At 62.9% G+C, this 6,065-nt stretch carries 3 protein-coding genes and 1 tRNA gene; 3 read left to right on the forward strand and 1 reads right to left on the reverse strand.

From position 1 onward, the window contains the following. The first annotated feature begins 14 nt into the window (after nucleotides 1-14). From dnaG to LGM42_RS19240, 3 genes are all read left to right on the forward strand, one after another. Nucleotides 15-1,892 carry a DNA primase gene (gene dnaG, locus LGM42_RS19230; RefSeq protein WP_060311290.1) on the forward strand — a complete coding sequence of 626 codons (1,878 nt, stop codon included), beginning with the start codon at nucleotides 15-17 and terminating at the stop codon, nucleotides 1,890-1,892. Between the two features lie 88 nt (nucleotides 1,893-1,980). After that, nucleotides 1,981-4,398, forward strand: a complete 2,418-nt coding sequence (gene rpoD / locus LGM42_RS19235; RefSeq protein WP_226232891.1) for an RNA polymerase sigma factor RpoD — start codon at nucleotides 1,981-1,983, stop codon at nucleotides 4,396-4,398. Between the two features lie 138 nt (nucleotides 4,399-4,536). Then, nucleotides 4,537-4,615, forward strand: a tRNA-Ile gene (locus tag LGM42_RS19240). Nucleotides 4,616-5,023: 408 nt separating this feature from the next. Here the strand turns inward: LGM42_RS19240 and LGM42_RS19245 are convergent. Continuing rightward, complete coding sequence (locus LGM42_RS19245; protein WP_226232892.1) at nucleotides 5,024-5,602, reverse strand: hypothetical protein; 579 nt, start codon at nucleotides 5,600-5,602, stop codon at nucleotides 5,024-5,026. Between the last annotated feature and the right edge of the window lie 463 nt (nucleotides 5,603-6,065).

Here is a 6,065-nt window from a genome sequence, read left to right on the forward strand (position 1 = left end):
CGCTCGATCCCACGGTGATTCCGCATTCGTTCCTGCAGGATTTGCTGAACCGCGTCGATATCGTCGACGTGGTGGGCCGGTACGTGCAGCTCAAGAAGGGCGGCGCCAACTTCATGGGGCTGTGCCCGTTCCATAACGAGAAGAGCCCGTCGTTTACCGTCAGCCCGACCAAGCAGTTCTATCACTGCTTCGGTTGCGGCGCGCACGGCACGGCGATCGGCTTCCTGATGGAACATGCGGGGCTCACGTTCCCGGAAGCCGTGCAGGAACTCGCGCAATCCGTCGGGCTGACCGTGCCGCACGAGCCGTCGATGCGCGGCGGCGGTGGGGGCGGAGGCGGTGGCGGCGACTATCCGGCGCCCGTGTCGAAATCGGTGGCGACCGCGCTGTCCGACGCGATGACGACGGCGTGCGACTACTACCGCAAGCAGTTGCGCGGCGCGACCGTCGCGATCCAGTATCTGAAGAACCGGGGCCTGACCGGCGAGATCGCCGCGCGCTTCGGTCTCGGCTATGCGCCGGACGGCTGGCAGAACCTCGAGGCCGCGTTCCCGGATTATCGCGACGAGTCGCTCGTCGAAGCGGGGCTCGTGATCGTCAGCGAGAAAACCGACGCGCAGGGCGTCGCGCGCCGTTACGACCGGTTCCGCGAGCGGATCATGTTCCCGATCCGCAACGTGAAGGGGCAGGTGATCGGTTTCGGCGGCCGCGTGCTCGGCAGCGGCGAACCGAAGTACCTGAACTCGCCGGAAACGCCGCTGTTCAACAAGGGCAGCGAGCTGTACGGGCTGTTCGAGGCGCGGCTCGCGATTCGCGAGCGCAAGTACGTGCTGGTCGTCGAGGGCTACATGGACGTCGTCGCGCTCGCGCAGCTCGGCTTTCCGAACGCGGTCGCGACGCTCGGCACCGCGTGCACGCCGATTCACGTGCAGAAGCTGCTGCGCCAGACCGACACGGTCATTTTCAGTTTCGACGGCGATTCGGCCGGGCGGCGCGCGGCCCGGCGCGCGCTCGAGGCCTGCCTGCCGCATGCGGGCGACAACCGGACGATCCGGTTCCTTTTTCTCCCGCCCGAGCACGATCCGGACAGCTATGTGCGCGAGTTCGGCGCGGACGCGTTCTCCGAGCAGGTCGAACGCGCGATGCCGCTGTCGCAATTTCTGTTGAACGAAGCAATTGCCGGCAAGGCGCTCGATCAGCCGGAAGGCCGCGCGAAGGCGCTGTTCGATGCGAAGCCGCTGTTGCAGGCGCTGCCCGCGAATGCATTGCGCGCGCAGATCATGCACATGTTCGCCGACCGCCTCGATATCCCGTTCGAGGAAGTCGCGGGGCTGTCGGAAGTCGATACGCGCATCGCGGCGGCGCCGCGCCAGGCGCCCGCGCGCAGCGAGCGGCGACGCGTGACGGACAGCGAAAAGCGCGCGTTGCGCACGCTGGTGATGCATCCGCGCATCGCATCGCAGCTCGACGACGAACAGATCGCGACCCTGCGCGCGCTGCCGCGCATCGGCGAATTGTTCGCGGAAGTCGTCGATCATGCGCGTGCGCTGGGCGACGGCGCGGAGTTCCGGCTGCTGTCGGATGTCCTGAGGGCGTCCTCGAACGGGGCGACTTACGAGGAAATCTTCCGCGAAATTCTGGACTATGATGAAAACGTCCGCGATCTGCTGTTACAGAATCCGGAAGACGAGACGGTGCTCGAGCGGCAACGCGAGCAGGAGCGGATCGCGGGGGAGGAGCTGCAGGCAGCGGTGCTCAAGATGCGTTATGACGCCTGCTGCGACCGGCTGGACAGGCTGGCGCGGCAATCCACCTTCACCCCCGAGGAGTTGGCTGAATTGACGGAATTGAACCAGCAGCGAACCGACATGAAGCGTCGGCTCGGGCTGTAGGCGGCCGGGGCGCTTAGAGAGGGCTCCCCAGCGTGCTATAATATAAGGTTTCCAGCGGTTTGTTTTCCAAGCAGAGGCGAGAATCGCGATGGCAAAGACGACAGGCGGAAAGAAAGCAACAGGCAAGGGCTCGACGGAGCCGACCAAGAAGGTCACAGCGGCCAAGTCTGCTTCTTCCACCAGGACAACGTCTTCAGCCACGTCAGCCCCTGAAGGAAAGAAAACCGCGGCCGGCACCGCTCAGGCTGCGCCGGCACCGGCAGCCAGAACACGGGCTGCCGCCAGACCCGACTCCGGGCCGGCCAAGCCGGCGGCGAAGCGGGCAAGTGCGAAAAGCGCAAGGGACACGACTGCCGACGCGGACGAAACGGCAGTACGTACTACTCATGCACCCACGGTTCAACCGGCTGTCGTCCAGCAGCCGCGAGTCGATATAGCCGGTACGGCGAACTCCATGACCAAAAAGCTGAACGAAGTATCCGTCGAAGACGACGCAAATCAGAGCGACGAGCAGCCCGCAGCCGCGGCTGCACCGGGCAAGTCCAAGGTGCGTGATCGTCGCGCCAAGGAAAAGGCGCTGCTGAAGGAAGCGTTCGCGACGAGCACGCCGGGCACGGCCGAGGAGCTCGAAGAGCGCCGCGTGAAACTGCGCGCGCTGATCAAGCTCGGCAAGGAGCGCGGCTTCCTCACGTACGCCGAAATCAACGACCACCTGCCGGACAACTTCACCGAGACCGAAGCCCTCGAGGGCATCATCGGCACGTTCAACGACATGGGCGTGGCGGTTTACGAGCAGGCGCCGGACGCGGAAACGCTGCTCCTGAACGACAACGCGCCGGCCGCGTCGTCGGACGATGAAGTCGAGGAGGAAGCGGAAGTCGCGCTGTCCACCGTCGATTCGGAATTCGGCCGCACGACCGATCCGGTCCGGATGTACATGCGCGAGATGGGCACGGTCGAGCTGCTCACGCGCGAAGGCGAAATCGAGATCGCGAAGCGAATCGAGGACGGCCTGCGCCACATGGTGATGGCGATCTCCGCATGCCCGACGACGATCGCCGACATCCTCGCGATGGCCGAACGCGTCGCGAACGAAGAGATCCGCGTCGACGAGCTCGTCGACGGCCTGCTCGATCCGAACGCCGCGGATGCCGCCGATACGGACGGCTTCTCCGCGAAGGAAGCGGAAGCCATCGAGAACGAGGACGAGGAAGCCGAAGAGGAAGAGGAAGAAGAGGAAGAGGAGGAAGACGACGGCGCCGCGCAGGCGTCGGCGAACGCCGCCCAACTCGAAGCCCTCAAGCGTGCGTCGCTCGAGAAGTTCTCGCAGATCAGCGAGTGGTTCGACAAGATGCGCCGCGCGTTCGAAAAGGAAGGCTACAAGTCGAAGGCCTACCTGAAGGCGCAGGAAACGATCCAGAGCGAGCTGATGACGATCCGCTTCACCGCGCGTACCGTCGAACGCCTGTGCGACACGCTGCGTGCGCAGGTGGACGAAGTGCGTCAGGTCGAGCGCCAGATCCTGCACATCGTCGTCGACAAGTGCGGCATGCCGCGCTCGGAATTCATCGCACGCTTCCCGGGCAACGAGACGGATCTCGACTGGGCCGAGAAGATCACTGCGGAAGGCCATCCGTACAGCGCGGTGCTGTCGCGTAACGTCCCGGCGATCCGCGAACAGCAGCAGCGTCTGCTCGACCTGCAGGCGCGCGTCGTGCTGCCGCTGAAGGACCTGAAGGAAACCAACCGTCAGATGGCGGCCGGCGAACTGAAGGCGCGCCAGGCGAAGCGCGAAATGACCGAGGCCAACCTGCGTCTCGTGATCTCGATCGCGAAGAAGTACACGAACCGCGGCCTGCAGTTCCTCGACCTGATCCAGGAAGGCAACATCGGCCTGATGAAGGCGGTGGACAAGTTCGAATACCGTCGCGGCTACAAGTTCTCGACCTATGCGACGTGGTGGATCCGTCAGGCCATCACGCGCTCGATCGCGGACCAGGCGCGCACGATCCGGATTCCGGTTCACATGATCGAAACGATCAACAAGATGAACCGCATCTCGCGGCAGATCCTGCAGGAAACCGGTCTCGAGCCGGATCCGGCAACGCTCGCCGAGAAGATGGAGATGCCGGAAGACAAGATCCGCAAGATCATGAAGATCGCGAAGGAGCCGATCTCGATGGAAACGCCGATCGGTGACGACGACGATTCCCATCTCGGCGACTTCATCGAGGACACCAACACGGTCGCGCCGGCGGATGCCGCGCTGCATGCCAGCATGCGCGACGTCGTGAAGGACGTGCTCGATTCGCTGACGCCGCGCGAGGCGAAGGTGCTGCGGATGCGTTTCGGTATCGAGATGAGCACCGATCACACGCTCGAGGAAGTCGGCAAGCAGTTCGACGTCACGCGCGAGCGGATCCGTCAGATCGAGGCCAAGGCGCTGCGCAAGCTGCGTCACCCGAGCCGTTCCGACAAGCTGAAGTCGTTCCTCGAAGGGAACTGATTTCCGGCGTTTCTCTTGCGAACGCCGCCGGTATCCGCATGATGCCGGTGGCGTTCGTTCCCTTTGTCGTCTTTGTTGTTACAATGCCGGCCCGGCTTCGTTGCCGGGGTGGCGTGTAGCACGCCATGCTTCTCGTCTGGGCCCCTAGCTCATGCTTGGTTAGAGCAGCGAACTCATAATTCGTTGGTGCCGGGTTCGACTCCCGGGGGGCCCACCAGATTTCATGCCGCGCCGCGCTGTGCCGCGGTGTGCCGTTAAGCATAAGGTGTCCACCTGGACACGTTATGCTTTATTTCCCGATCGGCCACGTTTTGCTTTATCGGGAATCGGCTGTACGTTTGAAGGTTTGTTTCGCGGTGGCAATCGACCGCGATTCGACGCGAAAAAGCCGACCCGGTGGGTCGGCTTTTTCGTTTCTGATATCGGCATGTCCAGTTCAGTCCGGGCACTTCCTAGCCCCTCTGACGTCTGTCTATGACGCCTCGGATGCCGGTCATGGCCTCACGGGGCATCAGGGTTGAACGACTGCGCCGGTGACTGATCGACCGGCACGCAGCAGTTGCTCGACGATGGCCGTCTGCGCGCGTCGACTTTCGGAGGGCGGTGGCCCGGCCGTCGTCTGCGCTCAAAAAGGCACGCGCCTATCCATAACAGAGTCGCGATATACACGAGCGACGAGAGTCCCAGTTCTGTCGACGGTGCGTCCCTGCGCGGCTTCCTCAAGACAGTGCAGAACCTCGAGTGCATGACTACCGCAGGCATCGCGGTCTCGCTTCGCGAACTCGAGCTCCGTGTTTAACCCGTTGCTGGCCAATTGAGCGGAAATCCAATCGAACTCGCAGGCAGCGTCTGATGGACGTGCGTGACCCGGTAGCGTCAGCATCATTTCGGCGTTTGCTTCGTCGAACGCGTTGACGCGCAAGTAATCCCCGACATCCGTGAGCATCTTGTCCGCGCTTTCTGCGGGGCGATTGGCTCGATTGAGGGGAGCTCGCCAATCGGGGGCGCAGAGAGTTATCGCTTGGACGAGATATGCCAAGTCGAAGTCCCGCCAGAAGCGTGGATGAGGTTGGTATACGTATTCAAGTGCCAACGAAAGAGTGAAGGCGGTAAGGTTGGATGCGGTGAACCCGCAGTCGCTCATGTAAGTGACCAATGCATCGACTGGTCCGGCGTGAACTGCTTGAGTTGTTTCGAGTTGCATGTTGGGTCTCTGTGGATGAGGGCGCCTGGGCAGTATAGGTACGTGGACCTGGCATGACGTTGTTTGGGTTCGCCTACACTTGAACTGCTTCGTGCGTCTATAGAACACCACTAGCTTTCGCCCATCGGCGTAATCCATAGCCGCGTGGATCGTCTGAGTGACGACGGTGCAGCTGAAACGGCTACCGCGGCTCTGGACGCTGCGACGCTGGCTCGTGGGGTCCGGCCACCCTGGCAGCGAGCCCGCGGGCGGCGAGTCCGTTTTCCTTGCGTAGGTTCATCAGGGTTGACCGCTGGTAGCGCTGTAACCTGTTCGGTTAGCCTTTGCGAAGCAGCAGGAGGTATCCGGAATTTAGTGTGTGAGGCGGGTTGAGATTCAGACTCCAATGTTGAATCGTTCTGGGTAAAGCAGTGCGAACTGAGTCATGGCGCTCTTCCAATCGTGCCGGGAACCCGTCCACTTG

Source organism: Burkholderia sp. AU39826 (assembly GCF_020419965.1).
Classification (GTDB): domain Bacteria; phylum Pseudomonadota; class Gammaproteobacteria; order Burkholderiales; family Burkholderiaceae; genus Burkholderia; species Burkholderia semiarida.

What these genes read in the sequence shown, in the direction of transcription:
- rpoD (WP_226232891.1), top strand. Translation starts at nt 1,981, where the DNA reads ATGGCAAAGACGACAGGCGGAAAGAAAGCAACAGGCAAGGGCTCGACG.
- LGM42_RS19245 (WP_226232892.1), bottom strand. Translation starts at nt 5,602, where the DNA reads ATGCAACTCGAAACAACTCAAGCAGTTCACGCCGGACCAGTCGATGCA.